We start from the raw sequence: 18029 nt of genomic DNA on the forward strand, positions 1-18029 counted from the left end.
ATTCAGCCCGGATTCAGCCACAATGGAAGACGATCGGCCTGGAGGTGGCTGATGCGGGCACTGGTGGTGGAGGACGAGCCCCGGCTGGCCGGCGGTCTGCGCAGCGGGTTGGAGGCGGAGGGGTACGCCGTCGACGTCGCGCTGACCGGGACGGACGGGTTGTGGCTCGCGCGCGAGCACGGGTACGACGTCGTCCTGCTGGATCTGATGCTGCCGGAGATCGACGGGTTCGAGATCTGTGCGACGCTGCGGGCCGAGCAGGTCTGGACGCCGATTCTGATGCTCACGGCAAGAGATGCGGACGCCGACCAGGTCCGGGCGCTCGACCTCGGCGCCGACGACTACCTGACCAAGCCGTTCGCGTACGCCGTCCTGATCGCACGACTGCGGGCCTTGGTACGACGGGGAGCGGCCGATCGACCGGCGGTACTGGAAGCCGGCGAGCTCCGGCTGGATCCGGCGACGCGGCGTGCTTGGCGTGGTGAGGCCGAGTTGGTGCTGACGACGCGCGAGCTGTCGTTGCTGGAGTTCCTGCTCCGGCGGCACGGTCAGGTGGTGTCGAAGCGGACCATCCTCGATCACGTCTGGGACTTCGATTTCGAGGGTGACCCGAACATCGTCGAGGTCTACATCCGCCGCCTCCGCACCAAACTCGGCCAGGACGCCATCACCACCCTGCGCGGCGCGGGCTACCGGTTGGCGATGACATGCGAATCCGGGTGACGCTGGCCGCGGTGCTGGTGGTCGGTGTGGCGCTGGTGGCCGGCGCCGTCGTTCTGGTCGCGCTGCTCGGTTCGGTGCTCACAGCTCAGGTCTGCACCGAAGCTCGCGAACGGGCGTCGCAGCTGTCGTCGGACTCCGCGGTGCGAACGTCGTCGACGAGCGCCGAGCTCGTGCAGCTGATCGACCGATCCGGTTCTGTGGTCGGCGCCTCGGACGCCGGCAAGCTCGCCGCGCCTGGCACTGGCTGCGTCAAGGTCGGACCTTCCGGCTACTCGGAAGACTTCGTCTTTGCCGCCGCCCCGGTCGAGTCGGGTGGCGAAGTGGTCGTCGGGCGGCCGCTGGTCGACGTACTCGACTCGACCCGATTCGTCAGCCGGGTACTGGTGGTCGGTGTGCCGGTGATGATGCTGATCGTGGGTGCGGTGACCTGGATCGTGACCGGGCGGGTCCTGGCGCCGGTGACCGCCATTCGACGGGAGGTGGACGAAATCACCGCGACCGAGTTGCATCGCCGGGTTCCCGCCGTACGCCTGGACGAGATCGGCCGGCTGGCGCGGACGATGAACCGGATGCTCGACCGGTTGCAGCGTTCGCACGAGAGCAGGCAGCGATTCGTCTCCGACGCGTCGCACGAGTTGCGGTCTCCGATCGCGGCGATCCGCCAGCACGCCGAGGTCGCGCAGGCTCACCCGGACAGCACCACCGTGGACGCGCTGGCAACCACTGTCCTGGCCGAGGACGTGCGCATGCAGCACCTCGTCGACGACCTCCTGCTGCTGGCGCGTTCCGACGAGGACCACACCGAACCGCAGGGTACGCCGGTCGACCTGGACGACCTCGTCCTCGCCGAGTCAGAACGGTTGCGTATGGCAACAGATCTCGCCGTCGACACCTCGGCGGTGTCGGCCGGTCAGGTGCGCGGCGAGGCGACCGCGCTGGCCCGGATGATCCACAATCTCGCCGACAATGCCGCCCGGCACGCCCGCAGCCGGATCGCCTTGAGTCTGGCGGAGTCGGACGGCACCGTCGTACTCACCATCTCCGACGACGGTCCCGGCATCCCGCCGGCGGACCGGGCCCGCGTCTTCGAGCGCTTCGTCCGCCTCAACTCGGCCCGTTCCCGCGACACCGGCGGCGCGGGCCTCGGCCTGGCGATCGCCGCCGAAGTTGTCCGCCGCCACCACGGCACCATCGAGATCCACACCTCACCAACCGGCGGCGCAACCTTGGAGGTCCGCCTCAGAGCGACGACAGCAGGAAGGTCTTGACCGCGTCCTGCATTTGGCGGTCGAAGCGGTGGGGGCCGGGGAGGAAGAGGCCTTGGTAGGTGGCGGGGCCGTGGTGGAAGTGTTCGGTGAGTTCGCGGTCGGCGGCGAGCATGCCTTGGGGTGGGAAGAGGGCGTCGTCCTCGGCGTAGACGACGAGCTGGTGGTGGCGGGCTCGGCCGGCGGTGAGGGACGGGTGGTCGAGGTGGCGGGCCAGGCCGGGGGTGGTGAACAGCCAGGAGTGGGCGTCGAGGTACGCCGGGATGAGTGAGTCGAACGTGGTCATCATGCAGACGATCGCCGACGCCTTGATGCGCGGATCGAGGGCGGTGAGCATCGCCGAGCGCCCACCGCCGCCGGAGAAGCCGAAGACGCCGACCCGGTCCGCGTCCACCGCGTCGAGCTGGCGCAACACGCTGAGGGCGACGAGGTCGTCGTACGCGACCATCGCGGCGAACGACGTACCGAGGAGCCCGGCTGCCTTGGCGACTGTGTTCTCGTGATGGCCGGCGGCGACGTCGTACCACTCGTCGTCGCCAGGGGAGTGATCCGCCGCCAGCCAGGCTGCCTCGTACGTCGCCATCACGTCGCGCAGCCGCCACGGCAGCGGATCGAGCCCGAACCGGCGCGAGCCCCACGCGAACGTGTCGTGACACAGCACCACGAAACCCGCGCGGGCGAGTTCGTTCGCGACGGCCCGGTCCTCGTAGAGCTCCTGGCGAAGTCTGACCGCGCCGGCACTCGGCCGAGGCGTCTCGACGAGCCGCTCCGCGCCGACCGACTTCACACCCGCGTGGCAGTGCAGCCCGAGCAACCCAGGATGCGGCCCGGGATCATCAGGACGCACCAGCCAGGCACGAGTGGGCGGACCGAACCCGGTGCTCCACTCGAGCACCCGGCCGTGGACACCGTCCGATTGCCAATCGTCGACAATCCGCACCGCCGGCGGCCGAGGTGGTTCGGGTACGCCGAGCAGCCCGGCGACACTCGTGGTGAGTTCGTCACCGGTCAGCGGCAAGGCGTCCCGAACGAACCCCGGCCAGTCGTCGTACCCACCCAACGCAGTCGGTCTCAACCCTTCACCGCGCCCGCCGACAGGCCCTGCACCAGGAACTTCTGCACATAGGCGAAGACAAGCACAACCGGTACGACGGCCACCACGCCACCCGCCGCCAACGCGCCGAAGTCGACGCTGTACTCACCGAGCATGTAGCTCAGCCCGACCGGGATGGTGAACTGGTCCTGGTCGTTGAGGAACATCAGCGCGAAGAGGAAGTTGTTCCACGACCCGATGAAGGCGAACGAGCTGATCGCCACCATCCCGGGCCGCAGCAGCGGCAGGACGACGGTCAGGAAGCCGCGGAGCCGGCCGCATCCGTCCACCCAGGACGCCTCCTCCAGCTCGATCGGGATGTTGCGGATGAACCCGGCCATCATGATCAGCGACAGCGGCAACCCGAACACGGTGTCGGCGATGACGATGCTCCACGGGGTGTTGATCAGCCCGATGGTGCGGAAGATGTCGAACAGCGGGATCAGCATCATCGCGCCCGGGATGAACTGCGTGCACAACGTCATCACCATGAACGCACCCCGGCCGCGGAACCGGAACCGGGCCAGCGCGTAGCCGCCGAGCAGCGACAACACCGTCGTACCGAACAGGGTGAACAACGCGATGACGACGGAGTTCTTGAAGAACACCGCGAACCCGGCGCCGTTCCAGACCGTCGCGTAGTGCTCGAACGTGATCGGCCATGGCAGCACGGAGGTAGAACCGGCCGGGCGCAGGCTGAACAGCAGGATCCAGTAGAACGGCACCAGCGTGAACAGCAGATACAACGCGAGCGGCGCATAGATCATCCACCGCGGTGCTTGCCGGTTGTCGGGGGTCTTGCGCTCGGATTGTCGACGATCGACCGCTGGACGGCTTTGGGTCGGCGCTTCAAGAACGGTGGTCATGAGGCCTCCCGGCCGACGCGGGAGAGTTTGAGGTACGCGATCGAGAAGATCGCCAGGATCAGGAACGCGGACACGGTCAGCGCGGAGCCGTAGCCGAACTCCTTCGCGTCGACCGCCATCCGGGCGACGTACAGCGGCAGCGTCATGGTCGCGTTGCCGGGACCGCCGCCGGTCAGCGTGTAGAGCAGGTCGACATTGTTGAACTCCCACACCGCCCGCAGCAGCGTCGACAGGACGATCGCGTTGCGAAGGTGCGGCAAGGTCACCGACCAGAACCGCTGCAGCCGCCCGGCGCCATCGACCTCCGCGGCCTCGTAGAGATCCTGCGAGATGGTCTGCAGATCGGCGAGCAGCAGGATCGCGAAGAACGGCACACCTCGCCACAGCTCCGCCAATACCGCGGCCCAGAAGGCTGACGTGCCGTCGATCAACGGGCTCTCGCCGTAGCTGCCGATACCGATGTCGGCGAGATAGCGGGAGAACCCGGTGGTCGGGCTGTAGATGAGCAGCCAGATCGTCGTGGTGAGCACACCGGCGACCGCCCACGGGGAGAAGACCAGCGACCGGGCCAGACTCCGCCCCACGAACGTCTCGTTGATGACGAGGGCCAGGCCGAGCCCCAGCACCAGCTGGAGCCCGACCTCGACGACGACCCATTGGGTGGTGAAGCGCAGCGAGTCCCAGAACATCTGGTCGCTCAGCATGTTCTGGTAGTTCTCGAGGCCGATGAAGCCGTTGCTGCGCGGCTTGGTGACGTTGTACTTGAACAGCGAGTAGTACACGACACTGCCGATGGGGTAGAGCAGGAAGATCGCGACGAGCACCAGCGTGGGCGCCAACAGCGCGTACGGCGTCCATCGCTCCCGTGGTCGCCGACGGACCTGTGTGTCCGGCGGCGCCGGATCAGCCTGCAGAACTGCCATCGTGGAATCTCCTTGTTGTTGCTGCGGGGTCAGTCGCGGTCGACCGGCTGCCAGCCGTCGGAGCCGGCCAGCCAGGCGGATCGGTTGGCCGCGGCGGCCTCGGTGTCGGTCAGCTGGGGCCGTCCGTCGCCGGTCGCGGCGCCCGGGCCGGTGTTGCGGTACTCGGCGAACCGCGCGTCGCGCCACGACCACCCGCTCATGTCCGTCCAAGCCGGCGTACCGGTGTGGGCGCCGAGCCAGGAGTCCCGCACCACCACGCGCGGGTCGGCACCGGGGTCGCCGCTGGGATGCCACGGACGGCCGAGGAAGACCGTGCCGGCCGCGGCGTCGGATTCGAAGCGGCTGCGTTCGATCAGGTAGCCGTGCGGGTTCGCGTCGACGGTCGCGGCCGCGGTGACGTACCCGTTGACCGGTTGGCCGCGGTCCACCGACCTGATCGTGCTGTCGGTGATCACCGCCGTACCGCGGCCGTAGATGAAGTCGACGTCGCCCTGGATGAGCGAGTCGGTGACCCAGGTGCGGACGATCGCCTCGCGGTTCGGGGTGTCCAGCAGCAGCGTGTCCTGGTTGCCGAGCAGGCGCACGTTGTCCAGCCGGATCCGGTCGCCGGCGGTGCGCAGCGCGATCGCCTGGCTGGGGAAGTTCGCCTGCTCGTCCCAGCCGTTCTCGACGGTGAGGTTCTCGACGGTCACGTCGTCGCCGAGGATGCCGAGCGTCGCCGATCCGGTCGCGCCGAACGTGCCGCCGTAGAACTTCTCCTGGCCGGCGGCGAGGTCATAGGTCAGGACGACGTCTGCCGGGTTGCCGGTCGCGCCGCGGATGGTCAGGTTGTCCTGGAAGGCCCAGATCCGGACGATCTCGCGGTAGACACCGGGTTTCACCACGATCGTGGTCGGCCTGCCTCCTCCGACGGTCGCAACGGCTGCGCCGATGCTGCCGAAGTCGCCGGTGCCGTCGAGTGCGACGGTGACCGTACGGCCGTAGGTCCGGTCGCGAGTGGTCGGGCCGGCGTAGGCACCGACCGTCGAGGGCACCGTGCTCGCGGCATCCGGGGTCGAGGCGTAGTACGTCGCCGGATCGAACGCCGTACCGACGTTGTCGCGCCGGCCGCGGGTGCTGGTGAAGACATTGTTCTTGTTGACAATCTGCGACGCCGGGTCCTTAGCGACGATCGGGTCCTCGCCATCGGAGTAGTAGTTGCTCTCGGCCACTACCTTGGCGGCGCCGCGGGACATGGTGCCGTACTGGCCGAAACCGCGGAACCAGTTGTTGTAGACGTGCGCGGCCTCGGTGTTGTCGATACTCGCGTTGCGCTGGTAGGTGTTCGAGAACCAGTTGTGGTGCATCGTGATCTTGGTCAGCACGTTGGTGGTCCAGCCGACACCGACCGTCTTGTTGTGCGCGCTGAAGACGTTCCACGACAGCGTCACGTAGTCGGAGTCCTTGCGTACGTCGACCAGACCGTCGCCGAGCCGCTCGAACGTGACGTGGTCGATCCACACGTGGTGTGCGGTGTCGAGCCGGATTCCGTCGTTGTCGTTCTCGGCCGACTTCCCGTCCCAGTCGCCGGGGATGTAGGAGTCGCGGATCCGCAGGTTGCGGACGATCACGTTGTGCGTGCCGTTCAGGAACAGGCCGCCGCCGACGAGTTCGGCGACGGTACCGGCGCCGATGATGGTCTTGTGCGAGGCGACCGGGACCTGGGTGCCGAACGGGATCCGCAGACTGCCCCGGACGACGATGATCAGCGGTTCGGGGCTACCGGCGTACTGGGTCAGCTTCTCGGCCGTGTCCGCGACCACGAGCTGTCCGCCGAGCCCACCGGTGGTTCCGTGGGGAAGGTCGGCAGTCGGGATCGACGCCATGCCGGTCGCCTTGGCCGGCCACACCGGGCCGTCGGCCGTGGTGGTGGACGGGGCGTTCATCAGTTGAAGGAGCTGCTTGTTCTGGTCCAGCCGGCCCGCACCCGCCCACGCGCCGACCAGGGCGGGGACAGTCGGCGCGGGGTTGATCCGCAGGTGCGGGCCGGAGCTTCCGGACACCGTCGGCAGCAGTTGATCGTCGGGGTGTGCGGCGTTGTACGCGGCCAGTACGCCGGCCGGCCGGCCGTTCACCCAGTTGCCGGACTCGGTGATGCCGGTGCCGCCCCAGTCGTAGATGATGCGGTCCGCGGTGACGCCCTGGAACCAGTTGCTTCGGGCAATGATCGAGGACTCGACGCCGACACCCCAGGAGTATTGATAGCGGCCGGGGTCGGTGACGCGGTACAGGTTGTTGTAGACGTGGGCCTGGCCGAAGCGGACCCGCGGACCGCGCTGGACCAGGTCGGTGAGTTCGTTGTGGTGCATGGTCACGCGGAGCTTGCCGCGGTCGGCGACGACGCCGTCACCGTTGCCCCACAGCAACGACTTGTCGTGACCGCTGAGCTTGTTCCAGGAGATCGTGACCAGGTCGGCCTGGCGGACCACGTCGAGCAGGCCGTCGTGGCGCAGGAACGGTTCGCCGAAGTACTTCGGCTGCTCGGCGTCGACGGTGTCGCCGTCGTCGAGGGTCAGGTGGTCCAGCCAGACGTGGGTCGACCGGCTGACCACGACGTTGTCCCACTCGGTCTTCCAGGTGTCGCCGTTCCAGCCGGGGAAACAGTCGTACGCGTCGGAGATCCGCAGATTGCGGACAATCACGTTGTCGACGGACTCGATGTTGACCACGAACCCGACCAGGTGCGCGTCGCTGAGACCGATCAGGGTCGTGTTGGCGCCGATGTCCATCCGGACCCGCTCGGCCTGCTTCGCCGACGAGGCCTTGCGGGCATCCTCCATCGGGCCGGTCGCCGGTCCGGTCCAGTGCGCCGGGTCGTAGGTCTGGAGGTAGTTCTCCAGCGTGTACGGCGCGACGTTGTACTCCGGACAGGCGATCGGCCGCCCGTCGTCGGTGGTGTTGGCATCGAGCTTCCCGACCACCTGCACGACCTTCGGCTCGTCCCCAGCCACAGCAGCCTTCAACTCAGCCGCCGTCCGAACCTGCACGACACGCTCGGCCGCCGAGCCACCCGTCGTACCGGATCCCATCGAGGCCCACCCATCACCAGGTGAGAGGACCTGTCGAGCCGGATCCGAGACGTGAGTGGTTGTCGGTGCGGTTTGTTGTGCGACTGCAGCCGGCACCGGCGCAAGGCCGAGAAGTGCAGTGCTGAGTAGGAAGATTGTGGTGGTGCGGAGTCTGGGCGGCATGACGTCTCCTCACACAGAGAAACCGGTTTCTTCAGGATTGGGGCGTGATGGTTACTTAGAGTCGTCGTACTCCTTCTTCGCGGCTTCGAACCGGGCGGCGTACTTGTCCGCGAAGGCCTGCGCGGTGAGCTTCTTCTGCAGCACCTGCTGGAAGTCGGCTTCCATCTCGGTCTTGAGGATCTTGCTCCAGTCCGGCAGGTACGTCGGCAGCTGCAGGTACTGCGTCTTCGGGTTCTTCGACGTCTCGACGATCGCCCGCAGCGGCTGCGACTGCTGCACCCACGGCGCCTTGGCGGCCTCGGTGTTCGCCGGCACCTGGCCGACCGCCTCACACCACTCCGAGTTGGCCGTCGTACTCATGTACTCGACGAACTTCCAGGCCGCGGCCTTCTTCTCGCTCTTCGCGAGGATGCCGAGCCCCGAGATCGCGGGCGCGGTCGCGGTGATGACGCCGTCGGCGTTCGGGAACGGCTGGACGCCGGCCACGTTCGCCGGGCCGAGCGCCTTGAAGTGGTCCTGGGTGGAGCCGAGGTTGTGGTGGGTCGCCCAGGCCGAGCCGCCGTCGAACGCGGCCACGATCTTGGCGTAGTCGTTGGACAGGTCGGCCGGTGCGCTGACGGTGCCGTACAGCCCGGCGTACCGCTCGAGCGACTTGACCGCCTCCGGGTCGTTGAAGGTCGCCTTGCCGTCGTCGGTGAAGAACGTGCCGATCCCTGCCTGGCCGTACGTCATCGCGAACATCGGCGGCATCGAGCCCGGCCCGCCGCGGAACGCGAACCCGAACCGGTTCTTGTCCTTCTCGGTCAGCTGCTGGGCGATCGAGAAGAGGTCGTCGTACGACTTCGGCTCGGCCAGGCCCTTCTGCTTCAGCCAGTCGGTCCGGTACCAGATCACGTCCGACAGCGCGCTCAGCGGAGCCTTGTAGAGCTTGGCGTCCGACGAGTTGCGGCGCTCGTTCGCGATCATCGTCGCGTCGACCTTGCTGGTCAGTCCCGACTTCTCGTACGCGTCGTCCAGTGTGACCAGCGCGTTCTGCGCGATCAGGTGGGCGACGTCGTTGCCGATCAGCAGGACGTCGGGGATCTCGCCGGAGGCCAGCGCGTTGTCGACCTTCTGCAGGTACGACGAGTTGGGCAGGCCGACGTACTCGACCTTGACGTCGGGGTTGGCGGCGTTGAACTCGCCGATCAACTTCTCCCACTTCTTGGTCAGCGCCGGATTGGCGTTGGTGTCCCAGAACTGGACGGTGCCCTTCGCCTCACCCCAGTCGTCGGGGTTGCTCGCGGCCTCGCTGCCGCCGCCGCTGGTCGGGCCGGCGCAACCGCCGATCGCCAGCGCCAGGGTCGCGGCCGTCGCTGTCGCCCGGATCCACCCTCTGCCTGTCATCTGGTCCTTCTCTCCACGCCGGAACAGTTTGAGAAACCGGTTTCTTCGTGAGAAAGTAACACAGCGCACCGGGCTCGCAATAGGGTTCGGAAGGCGGTTTCCCGATCGGAGGGCGAGACCTGTGTATGCCAACCCGGTGCTGGACGCGGATTGGCCGGACCCGGATGCGGTCCGGGTCGGCGACGACTACTGGATGATCGCGTCCAGCTTCAACCGGGCGCCCGGACTGCCGGTGCTGCACTCGCGCGACCTGGTCTCGTGGACGCTCGTGAACCATGCGTTGCGCGAGGTGCCGCCGGTCGAGCACTACCGGATTCCGCGGCACGGCGGCGGTGTCTGGGCGCCGAGCATCCGGCACCACGACGGGCGGTTCTGGATCGTCTATCCCGATCCTGATCACGGGATCTTCGTGCTCAGCGCCGCCGATCCGGCGGGCGCCTGGTCGGAGCCCCGGCTGCTGCTGGCCGGCCGCGGCCTGATCGATCCGTGCCCGCTGTGGGACGACGACGGGCGCTGCTATCTCGTGCACGGCTGGGCGAAGAGCCGGGCCGGGATCAAGAACCGGCTGACCGTCCGCGAGGTGTCGCCGGCCCTCGATCGAGTCGTCGGGCCGGCCCGGACCGTCATCGACGGAGACGAGTTGCCCGGGTACACGACGCTCGAGGGGCCGAAGTTCTACAAGCGGGACGGGTACTACTGGATCTTCGCCCCGGCCGGAGGGGTCACGACCGGGTGGCAGTCCGCGTTCCGGGCCCGGTCGCCGTACGGGCCGTACGAGGATCGCGTCGTACTGGCGCAGGGATCGACGCCGGTCAACGGGCCGCATCAGGGTGCGTGGGTGGACACACCGGCCGGCGAGGACTGGTTCCTGCACTTCTCCGATCGCGGTCCGGCGGGTCGCGTCGTACATCTGCAGCCGATGACCTGGGAGGACGGCTGGCCTGTCATCGGTGATGGCGGAGAGCCGGTACTGCGGCATCCGCTACCGGCCGGCGAGCAGCGTGAGCCCGAGCGGAGCGATGCCTTCGAGGGGCCGGAGTTGTCGCCGATCTGGCACTGGCAGGCGAACCCGCGGCCCGACTGGTACGACGCTCCGAAGGACGGCTCATTGCGATTGGCTGTGTTCCCGGACGACGACGGCGATCTGCGGAATCTCCCGCAGGTGCTCGGGCAGCAGCTACCCGGACATCGCCGGCGGTTCGAGACGTCCGTCCGGCTCGACGGCGGCGGGCCGGGTGCTCGAGCCGGTCTCGTCGTACTGGGCCAGACGTATGCGTGGATCGGCCTCCATCGCACGCCGACCGGGACGGACGTCGTACTGCGCGAGCGCGGTACACCGGATGAGGACCTCCTCCACCAGGCTCCAGTGGAGACGCCATACGTCGATTTGGCCGCTGACGTCGATGAGAATGCGGTGGTGCGGTTCTCCTATCGGGCGGGCGGTGAGTGGGTGGAGATCGCCAAGGTCTTCCAGGCTGTGGAGGGACGGTGGATCGGCGCCGAGGTGGGGCTGTTCGCGGCGGCGCCACAAGGCACGATGGATGGTGGCGGGGCCGTGTTCGGCCCGGTCCGGGTAACCGAGCGAGAGACGGCTTGATGGGCAGGACACCGAAGGACTCGATCACGATCGCCGACGTCGCGCGGGCGGCGGAGGTGTCGCGGGCGACCGTGTCGCGGGTGATGAACGGCCGCCTCACCGTCGCGCCGGAGATCGCCGAACGCGTCCGGGCCGCCGCCGACCGGCTGAACTACCGGCCCAGCGACCTGGCCCGCAACCTGTCCCTCGGCCGGACGAACATGGTCGCGCTGGTGGTTCCGGACCTGGGCAACCCACTGTTCCAGCAGATCATGCGCGGTATCACCAACGCTTCGGCCGCGGCCGGCTACCGGGTCCTGGTCGCCGAAACCGACGAGGACCCGATGGCCGAGGCGGATATCGCGGTGGAGGCCCGGCGCCGGTGCGACGCGCTCATCATGGTCTCGCCGCGGCTGGCCGAGGACAGCCTGCTCGAGCTGCTGCCGGAGGTGAAGCCGGTCATCCTGGTCAATCGCCAGGGGCCGTCCGACGTCGCCACGGTCGGGGTCGATTTCGGCAGGGCGGTGCGGATCGTGGTCGACCATCTCGTCGGCCTCGGACATCGGCGGCTCGCCTACCTGGCCGGGCCGGTGGGGAGCGCGTCGAATACGGATCGCCTGCGCTCACTGGAGATCGCCGAGCGGGAGATCCCCGGGCTGGAGATCGTCCGGTTGGAGTGCGGTTCGTCGATCGAGGACGGGTACGCCGCGGTCGAGCGGGTGCTGGAGTCCCAGGTCACGGCCGTCGTCGCGTTCAACGATCTGGTCGCCTTCGGTCTGCTGGCGAGGCTCAACGAGGTCGGCGTCGCCGTACCGGCTGATCTGTCGGTGGCCGGGATGGACGACATCGGGTTGTCGCGGTTCGCCGTTCCGTCGCTGACGACGGTGCGGGTTCCGCAGCAGGGGTTGGGTGAGTTGGCCTGGCAGGTCTTGTACGCGCAGATCGCGGGGTCGGAGGGCGAGGTGGACGGCGTACCGGATCTGCGGCTGGCATTGCGGGCGAGTACCGGTCCGGTGCCGCAGGCGACCCGGTTGCAAGGGGATGCGCCGCGCGGGCGGTTGGGGCCGATCCGCTGGCAGCAGCAGGGGGACATCTTCGTGCTGGGTTCCTCGTCGGGGCTGCTGGCGCACTACGAGTTCGGCCGTCGGATGCCGCAGGTGCATTCACCGCGGCCTTATCTGCATCCTGTTCGAACCCTCGGCGGCAACCCGTTGACCGAGGTGAGCCCGGTCGATCACCGGCATCACTACGGCGTCTCACTGGCCGTTGCCGGAGTCAACGGAACGTCACACTGGGGTGGCCGCACGTTCCTCCCCGGCCGCGGTCCGACCTTGCTGACGAACCACGGCCAGCAGCGCAGCCGCGGTGTCACCGTCGACGACGGTCCGGGTAACTCGCTGACCGACGAGATCACCTGGTACGACGAACAGGGCCGGCCGCAACTGGTCGAACGCCGACGACTCAGCGGCGCACTGGCCGAAGGCGGCTGGCGACTCGACTGGAACAGCGTCCTCACCGCCCGCTACGGCCCGATCCGCATCGACAGCCCGGCCACCGCGGGACGGCCCGGCGCCGGGTACGGCGGCATCTTCTGGCGACTGCCGTCCGCGGAAACCACTGTGGTGCTGAGCGAAGCCGGCGAAGGCACTGACGCCGCCTACGGCTCCCTGAGCCCCTGGCTGGCCTTCGTCCAGCAACGCGGCGACACCGTCACCACCTTGCTACTCGTGCAGTCCGACGGTGTGCGCCCGTGGTTCCTCCGCTCCACCGACTACGTAGGCGCCGGCCCAGCCCTGGCCTGGCAAAGCGCCTTGGCGCTACAGCCCGACCAGGACCTCTCCTTGTCCCTGACCGCCTTACTGCTCGACCGCTCCATCGACCTCACCGAGGCCCCGGACCTGGCTGGGAGGGTCCTCTCAGAAGGTCGGTAGGCCTGTCACCGGGGACGAGGCGAGGGCTGAGTGCCAGCGGCGGGGGACCCGGCCGGCCAGGCGGGCGGCACGGCCGGCGTTGACGGCATCGCGCATCGCGGCGGCCATCAGGGCGGGCTTTTCGGCTCGGGTGACCGGGGTGGCGAGCATGACGGCGTCGCAGCCGAGCTCCATGGCCAGCGCGGCGTCACTCGCCGTACCGATGCCGGCGTCGACGATCACCGGGACGTTCGCGGCCTCGGCGATGAGCGCGAGGTTGTGTGGATTGCGGATGCCGAGGGCGGACCCGATCGGCGCGGCCAACGGCATCACCGCGGCGCATCCGGCCTGCTCGAGTCGACGCGCCAGGATCGGATCGTCGTTGGTGTAGGGCAGCACGGTGAATCCGTCCGCGATCAACGCGTCCACGGCATCCAGCAACTCGACCGGATCCGGCATCAGCAGGTGATCGTCGGCCACAACCTCGACCTTGATCAGGTCCGTCTCCAGCGCCTCGCGGGCGAGCTTCGCGGTGAGCACAGCCTCCGCCGCCGTGTGGCAACCGGCGGTGTTGGGCAGTACTTCGATGCCGTGCTTCTTCAGTACGTCGAGGATCGAGCCCTCGTGGCCGGTGCCGAGCCGGCGCATCGCGACCGTGGTGAGTTGGGTGCCAGAGGCAATCAATGCCTCCTCCATCACCTCGAGGTTCGCGGCACCACCCGTGCCCATGATCAGCCGGGAGGTGTAGGTCCGGCCGCCGAGCTCCAGTGGATCGTCCATGTCAGCCTCCCTGGACCGCGCTGACGATCTCGACCCGATCGCCGTCGGTGAGTATGGTGGCGGCCCACTCGTCCCGGGTGAGCACGGTCTGGTTGACCGCGACCGCGATCCCGGTCTGCCGGTCGGAGTACTCCCGGACCAGATCGGCCACAGATCGATCCGGTGGAACGGTCGTGGCCGTGCCGTTGACCCATACGTCGTAGTTCATCGCTTCCTCCCTACGCCGGAATTACCCGATTCAGGTTCAGCGGTCGGCGACGCCCTCGTCAGTCGCCCTCTCAGCCCACTCCGGTGTGAGCTCCCGCGGCACTTTCGACCCTAACAGATCGGTGCCGGTGAGCAGCGCGGCGAGTTCCGTCGGCCGGTACAGCACCTGCTTTCCGGTGCGTTGCGGCTCGACCAGTCCGGTACGCCGGAGCAGTTGGAGGTGCTGGCTCACGGCGGACGGGGTGACCTTCAGCTCCGCGGCGATGTCGCTCGTCGTCCGGGGATGGGTGAGCAGCGCCAGGATGCGGGCACGCGCCGTACCGACGAGCCGGCCGAGATCCCGCCGCGACGGTGGTTCGGCGACGGTCCAGAGGTGTCCCTGACCACGCGGTGGATAGCCGAGCAACGGCTCCGCGCCGATGTCGAACGGAATGACCGCGTGCGGCCCGAAGAGGGTCGGCTGCAGGACCAGTCCGCGGCCGTCGATCCGCTCGGTTCGGCTCGGATTGGCGACCCGATCGATGCGTAGCAGCCCGTCGGCGTAACTGATCGCGGGCCCGAGCTCGTTGAGCATCACGCCGGTGCCGTGCTGGGTGATCACATGGCCGCGGAAGCTGATGTCGGCGGACAGGACCGTACGCATCCGCGGCCAGTACGGCGCCATCACCGTCTGCCAGTACTCGCGCAGGGCCTCGACCACTCTGGAGACGCCGTCGGAACCGGCCAGCTCGCCGGGCAGTTCCCGGTTCACCGCGACAAGCTGCCGGTCGAAGGTGGCCCGGTCCACCGCCGCGATGATATCGAGCTCGTCCTGGATCTGGGTCAGCGGCGAGGTGGGACGCGGCGTGAGGAAGTCCGGGCTGCCCATCGTGTCGTTGACCAGCAGGCGCAGCACGCTCCAGTCCAGCGCCGGGAGCAGCGGCTGAACCGCGCGGACCCACGGCAGCTGGAAGGGGAAGCGGCCGGGGTCCTGCAGCGCCCGCAGCGACAGCACGGTCTCGGCGGCCGGCGAGATCGCGAACCGGACGTCCTCGAGATCTCGCGAAGTCAGCTCATAGGTGAGCACAGCCGTCACCTCCGTCGATGTAGCCGGATCCTAAATCGTTCCCGGCCGGACAGAACGCCGGGGGACAGTCGAGCCCATGCTCACCGAGGCTCCCCCCGACGCACGACCACAGACAGCGCTGCTCGGCGTACTGGCAGTGTGCTCCGCCGTCGGTGTCGGCATGGTCTACTTCCCGCAGGCGCTGCTGCCGTACGTGGCCGCGTCGCTGCAGGTGCCGCCCGCGGATGCGGCCCTGGTTGTGACCGCGCCGCAAGCTGGGTACGCCGCCGGCATCCTGGCCGTCGTACCGCTCGGTGATACCGGGGCGCAGCGCCGCCTGCTCACCATCCTCTTCGGCAGCGTCTCGGTCTTCGCCTTCACCGCGGCCGTCGCACCGTCGTTGCCGGTCCTCGTGCTGGCCTCGTTCCTGATGGGCTGCGCGACCGTGGCCTCCCCGGTGATCGGACCGTACGTCGCGGGCATGACCGGATCCCGACGGCTGGGCAGCGTGAACAGCGTCCTGCTCAGCGTCGGCATCCCCGGGATGATCGCCTCGCGCGCGGTGGCCGGCTATCTCGGCGAGGAGTACTCCTGGCGGTACGCGTACTTCGGTGCGGCCGCCCTCGCAGTGGTGTGCGCGGTGGTCGCGTGGACGCGGCTGCCGGTGCCGGAGAGCGTCGAGCCGGTGGACTTTCCGGGGTACTTACGGCGACCGCTCGATCAGTTGCGGCTGCGTCCCGGGCTGCGCCGATCGGCGTTCTACCAGGCCTGCTCGTTCGCGGGGTTCACCGGGACCTGGGCGACGTTGGTCCTGGTCCTGCGGGACGAGTTCGGTCTCGGCGCCGGTGCGCTTGGGTGGGTGAGTCTGGTGGCGATCGCCACGATGGCCCTGGTTCCGGTGACCGGTCGGTTGGTCGATCGCCGAAGCCCGGACGTGGTCACATCGTGGATCCTGGCCGGCACCTGCGCGGCCGCCGTACTCATGCTGGGTGCGCTTCTGGGTGGACCGCTCGGGCTCGGCCTTCTGGTCGCCGGGGTGCTGGTGCTCGATGTGTCGATGCAGTCGGGCATGGTCGCCAACGTCACCAGGATGTACCGTCTCGCGCCACGCTCCCGGAGCGCGATGAACACCGCTTACATGGTGTGCGCGTACGCGGCCGGCAGTCTCGGGTCGTGGGCCGCCGTACGGCTGTATGAGGCTTTGGGATGGTGGGCCGTACCGTCGTTCGTGGCTGCGCTCGCCGGCGCCGCCGCGTTGGCCCACACCCGTCGGACAAAGGAGAACGAGCAGTGAGAATCCCTGAACTCGGCTTCGGCGGCGGTCCGCTCGGTGGTCTGTTCGAGCCGCTGGACGATGCCACCGCGGCCGCGGCACTGGCGGCCGGCTGGGACGGCTGGATCCGGTACTACGACACGTCGCCGCACTACGGGATCGGTCATTCCGAGCGACGCATCGGCGAGCTGCTGCGGGACAAGCCACGGGACGAGTTCGTCCTGTCGACGAAGGTGGGCCGCTTGCTGGTGCCCCAGGATCCGCAGGGCCGCATGGACGAGGCCTTCCAGGTGCCGGCCACGCACCGCCGGGTGTGGGACTTCTCCCGCGACGGCGTACGACGCAGCGTCGAGGACTCCCTGGAGCGGATGGGCCTCGACCGGATCGACATCCTCTACCTGCACGACGCCGAGCAACACTTCGACGAAGCACTACGCCTCGGCTACCCGGCCCTGGCCGAACTCCGTGCCGAGGGCGTGGTCGAAGCAATCGGTGCCGGCATGTACGACGTCGACCAGCTGACCACCCTGGTCCGCGAAACCGACGTCGATGTGGTCATGCTCGCCGGCGGTTACACGCTCCTTCAGCAGCCTGCCCTGGACACGTTCCTCCCCGCGTGCGTGGAGCGTGATGTCTCAGTGGTGGCCGCCGGCGTCTTCAACTCCGGCATCCTCGCTACCTCCCGCCCCGATCCGGCCGCGAAGTTCGACTACCAGACCGCGACACCCGACGTACTGCAGCGGGCCAATCGCATCGCCGACATCTGCGAGTCGCACGGCGTGACGGTGCCCGAGGCCGCCATCGCCTTCCCCCTGCGCCACCCGGCGATCAAGTCCGTCGTCCTGGGCATGCGCACGCCCGCGGAGGTCCACCAGAATCTCGCCGCTCACAGCGCGGAGATCCCCGAGGAACTCTGGGCGGACCTCGCGAGGATCTGAACGAGAGGAGCCCGCCTGGTCACCAAACCCCTGCCGGGATGCGCCTGCCAGCGTTGACCGGCAGGGGTCTGGTGGGTTCAGCTGCCGAGCGCTTCGAGGATGGTTGCGGTGACAGCGGCCGGTTCGGAGACGCTGAGCGCGTGGGAGGCGCCGGCGATCTCTTTGCTGCCCTTGGCGCCGGCACGCTCGGCCAGGTAGCGGTGCAGCTCGACGGGGATGTTGCGGTCGCCGTCGCTGAAGACGAACCAGGATGGCAGCGACTTCCAGGCCGGGGTCTCGGTCGGCAGCCCCTCGGTCAGGGCGGCCTCGGTGACCGGGCGCTGGGTCGCGGCCATCAGGGCCGCCTCCGCCGCCGGGACGTCCGCGGCGAACTGCTGCTGGAAGACGTCCTGCCGGATGGCGAGCTCGTTGCCGCCGGCGACCGGGTAGGCGTTGAGCGCGTCGCCCAGGGTGCTGCCGGCGAACTTGAGTGAGAGCTGGAACGCGTTCTCGCCGTGGTCGGGGGCGAACGCGTCGACGTACACCAGGCCGATCACGTTGTCGTTCTGCGCCGCGGCCTCGGTGATGACCATGCCGCCGTACGAGTGAGCGACCAGCAGGACGGGCCGGCCGATGCCCGCGATGACGTCGCGGACGTAGGCGGCGTCGGTGGTCAGGCTGCGCAGCGGGTTGGCGACGGCGACGACCTCGATCGACCGCTCGAGTAGTCGCTCGACGACACCGTTCCAACTGCTGGCGTCGGCGAACGCGCCGTGGACGAGGACGACGACAGGACGTTGGTCAGTCATCAGGAACTCCTTCGTGAAGTGGATGT

General features: G+C 68.6%; 14 protein-coding genes, 1 pseudogene and 1 riboswitch. Of the genes and pseudogenes, 6 read left to right on the top strand and 9 right to left on the bottom strand.

Going from position 1 to position 18029, the window contains the following annotated elements; all coding sequences use genetic code 11:
* Positions 1-51: 51 nt before the first annotated feature.
* Positions 52-723: a response regulator transcription factor gene (locus ACGFIF_RS41525; RefSeq protein WP_393162912.1), complete on the top strand. Its 672-nt coding sequence runs from the start codon at positions 52-54 to the stop codon at positions 721-723.
* Positions 708-1991, top strand: a complete 1284-nt coding sequence (locus ACGFIF_RS41530; protein WP_393162914.1) for a sensor histidine kinase — start codon at positions 708-710, stop codon at positions 1989-1991. The genes ACGFIF_RS41525 and ACGFIF_RS41530 overlap by 16 nt, the downstream gene beginning before the upstream one ends.
* Here ACGFIF_RS41530 and ACGFIF_RS41535 read toward each other — a convergent pair.
* The 5 genes from ACGFIF_RS41535 to ACGFIF_RS41555 form a co-directional block, all read right to left on the bottom strand.
* A complete protein-coding gene (locus ACGFIF_RS41535; protein ID WP_393162916.1) occupies positions 1963-3063 on the bottom strand; it encodes a hypothetical protein in 1101 nt (366 codons plus the stop codon). The genes ACGFIF_RS41530 and ACGFIF_RS41535 overlap by 29 nt on opposite strands.
* On the bottom strand, positions 3060-3947 hold the full coding sequence (locus tag ACGFIF_RS41540) for a carbohydrate ABC transporter permease (protein WP_393162918.1): 888 nt from the start codon (positions 3945-3947) through the stop codon (positions 3060-3062). Before ACGFIF_RS41540 ends, ACGFIF_RS41535 begins: the two co-directional genes overlap by 4 nt.
* Complete coding sequence (locus tag ACGFIF_RS41545; RefSeq protein WP_393162920.1) at positions 3944-4870, bottom strand: carbohydrate ABC transporter permease; 927 nt, start codon at positions 4868-4870, stop codon at positions 3944-3946. Before ACGFIF_RS41545 ends, ACGFIF_RS41540 begins: the two co-directional genes overlap by 4 nt.
* A gap of 29 nt (positions 4871-4899) precedes the next feature.
* Positions 4900-7938, bottom strand: coding sequence for a pectinesterase family protein (locus tag ACGFIF_RS41550; protein ID WP_393162922.1), 3039 nt, complete (start codon positions 7936-7938; stop codon positions 4900-4902).
* Between the two features lie 213 nt (positions 7939-8151).
* A complete protein-coding gene (locus ACGFIF_RS41555) occupies positions 8152-9486 on the bottom strand; it encodes an ABC transporter substrate-binding protein (protein ID WP_393162924.1) in 1335 nt (444 codons plus the stop codon).
* Between the two features lie 121 nt (positions 9487-9607).
* Here ACGFIF_RS41555 and ACGFIF_RS41560 point away from each other — a divergent pair, with 121 nt between their 5' ends.
* Positions 9608-11083: a family 43 glycosylhydrolase gene (locus tag ACGFIF_RS41560; RefSeq protein ID WP_393162926.1), complete on the top strand. Its 1476-nt coding sequence runs from the start codon at positions 9608-9610 to the stop codon at positions 11081-11083.
* A complete protein-coding gene (locus tag ACGFIF_RS41565) occupies positions 11083-12993 on the top strand; it encodes a DUF6807 family protein (RefSeq protein ID WP_393162928.1) in 1911 nt (636 codons plus the stop codon). Before ACGFIF_RS41560 ends, ACGFIF_RS41565 begins: the two co-directional genes overlap by 1 nt.
* Here the strand turns inward: ACGFIF_RS41565 and ACGFIF_RS41570 are convergent.
* The 3 genes and pseudogenes from ACGFIF_RS41570 to ACGFIF_RS41580 all read right to left on the bottom strand — a co-directional run.
* Positions 12979-13752 carry a thiazole synthase gene (locus ACGFIF_RS41570; protein WP_393162930.1) on the bottom strand — a complete coding sequence of 258 codons (774 nt, stop codon included), beginning with the start codon at positions 13750-13752 and terminating at the stop codon, positions 12979-12981. The two genes, ACGFIF_RS41565 and ACGFIF_RS41570, sit on opposite strands and share 15 nt — an antisense overlap.
* A 1-nt stretch (position 13753) precedes the next feature.
* Positions 13754-13960 (bottom strand): sulfur carrier protein ThiS, encoded by a 207-nt coding sequence (gene thiS / locus ACGFIF_RS41575; RefSeq protein ID WP_393162932.1) that lies wholly within the window; start codon positions 13958-13960, stop codon positions 13754-13756.
* A riboswitch (TPP riboswitch) is annotated at positions 13951-14067 on the bottom strand. It overlaps the preceding gene by 10 nt.
* Before the next feature lie 124 nt (positions 14068-14191).
* A pseudogene (locus ACGFIF_RS41580) lies at positions 14192-14827 on the bottom strand (DUF5937 family protein); the annotation flags it as partial.
* 274 nt (positions 14828-15101) lie between these two features.
* Here ACGFIF_RS41580 and ACGFIF_RS41585 point away from each other — a divergent pair.
* Both ACGFIF_RS41585 and ACGFIF_RS41590 read left to right on the top strand, forming a co-directional pair.
* Positions 15102-16298 (top strand): MFS transporter, encoded by a 1197-nt coding sequence (locus ACGFIF_RS41585; RefSeq protein ID WP_393162934.1) that lies wholly within the window; start codon positions 15102-15104, stop codon positions 16296-16298.
* Entirely contained in the window at positions 16295-17215 is a 921-nt protein-coding gene (locus ACGFIF_RS41590; RefSeq protein WP_393162936.1) for an aldo/keto reductase, read from the top strand. Before ACGFIF_RS41585 ends, ACGFIF_RS41590 begins: the two co-directional genes overlap by 4 nt.
* Positions 17216-17292: 77 nt before the next feature.
* Here ACGFIF_RS41590 and ACGFIF_RS41595 read toward each other — a convergent pair whose 3' ends face one another.
* A complete protein-coding gene (locus ACGFIF_RS41595) occupies positions 17293-18003 on the bottom strand; it encodes an alpha/beta fold hydrolase (protein ID WP_393162938.1) in 711 nt (236 codons plus the stop codon).
* Positions 18004-18029: the final 26 nt, after the last annotated feature.

This window comes from Kribbella sp. NPDC049174 (genome assembly GCF_043197365.1).
Classification (GTDB): Bacteria; Actinomycetota; Actinomycetes; order Propionibacteriales; family Kribbellaceae; genus Kribbella.